This window comes from Aeromonas sp. QDB56, from assembly GCF_027705505.1.
GTDB lineage: Bacteria > Pseudomonadota > Gammaproteobacteria > Enterobacterales > Aeromonadaceae > Aeromonas > Aeromonas caviae.
This window is the reverse complement of the sequence record NZ_JAPDBZ010000307.1, coordinates 1-914: the sequence shown is the minus strand read 5'-3', so window position 1 is coordinate 914 and position 914 is coordinate 1. Positions and strand designations below refer to the sequence as shown.

3 protein-coding genes are annotated in these 914 nt (G+C 51.3%); 1 reads left to right on the top strand and 2 read right to left on the bottom strand.

Annotation, left to right across the window (positions count from 1 at the left end):
- The coding region (locus tag OKB81_RS20590; RefSeq protein WP_270668224.1) for an integrase core domain-containing protein at window positions 1–336 on the top strand (336 nt) is incomplete at its 5' end.
- 18 nt (window positions 337–354) lie between these two features.
- On the opposite strand, the gene OKB81_RS20585 is transcribed toward OKB81_RS20590, so the two are convergent.
- Together OKB81_RS20585 and OKB81_RS20580 are read right to left on the bottom strand one after the other, a co-directional pair.
- A complete protein-coding gene (locus OKB81_RS20585; protein ID WP_270668223.1) occupies window positions 355–480 on the bottom strand; it encodes a hypothetical protein in 126 nt (41 codons plus the stop codon).
- Window positions 477–839, bottom strand: a complete 363-nt coding sequence (locus OKB81_RS20580) for a hypothetical protein (protein WP_270805453.1) — start codon at window positions 837–839, stop codon at window positions 477–479. Before OKB81_RS20580 ends, OKB81_RS20585 begins: the two co-directional genes overlap by 4 nt.
- Window positions 840–914 lie beyond the last annotated feature (75 nt).

Genomic DNA, 914 nt, shown 5'->3' with positions numbered 1-914 from the left:
TCGGAGTCATTGTTCAGGACGCTGAAGTACTGTCCGCAGTGGCCATCAGACGGCTTTGCCAGTCTGGAAGCGGCCAGAGAGTGGGTGCGCGACTTTATGGCCTGGTATAACGAAGAGCACCGGCATAGCCGTATCCGCTTCGTCACACCCAACGAGCGGCATCGGGGTGACGATAAAGCCCTGCTGGCGAAACGGGATGCTGTGTACCAGGCCGCCCGAGCACAACACCCAGCGAGGTGGAGTGGCAAGACGCGAGACTGGACACCTATCGGTGCCGTGATGCTAAATCCGGAGCGGCCCGAGAAACCCGAGCCGGAGCAAAAAGAGGCTGCTTAAAACAGCTTTGCGCGACAACTATCTTGAAAAACGCCGCATCTGCTGCTCTATCAGAGTCTGCAACTGCTTTTCCACCATGGCGGCCTTGCCTTCCAGTTCGCTCACCCCATGCTGACCATAACGGAACAGTTTGATATCGCTCATGCGGCCTCCTCATCACTGGGTGGCGTCCAGCCTCGTAGGTCGATCTTACCAGTCACAGCGGCGGAAATTAGGGCGGTGCGGCGTTCTTGGAGTAGCTCGATAGCATTGAATGCAGCTCTTTCAACTGCGTTCAATTTCTCAAGTACTTGTAGCACTTCATTTGTTACAGATACCTGTTCATCATATGGAAGGTTTCTAATTAAAAAACCCTTGATTTGATCAGGGCTAATATGTGGCACACTAACACCTGTTAAATCAGCCTCAACATAATTTCTGAATTCATTGCTAGAGAGACACAGCTTAATATAAGACTGGAAATGATTGGCCTTGGCTCGAATCCGAGCCACCCGCTGCAACACAGGGCTGACGCATCAGTGTTTATACTTTGAACAACCCCATACATTCGAACAAATATTGTTCATTCAGACAGCAGA

Excerpts from the sequence above, each read along its gene's own strand:
- OKB81_RS20585 (WP_270668223.1), bottom strand. The coding sequence starts at position 480 with ATGAGCGATATCAAACTGTTCCGTTATGGTCAGCATGGGGTGAGCGAA.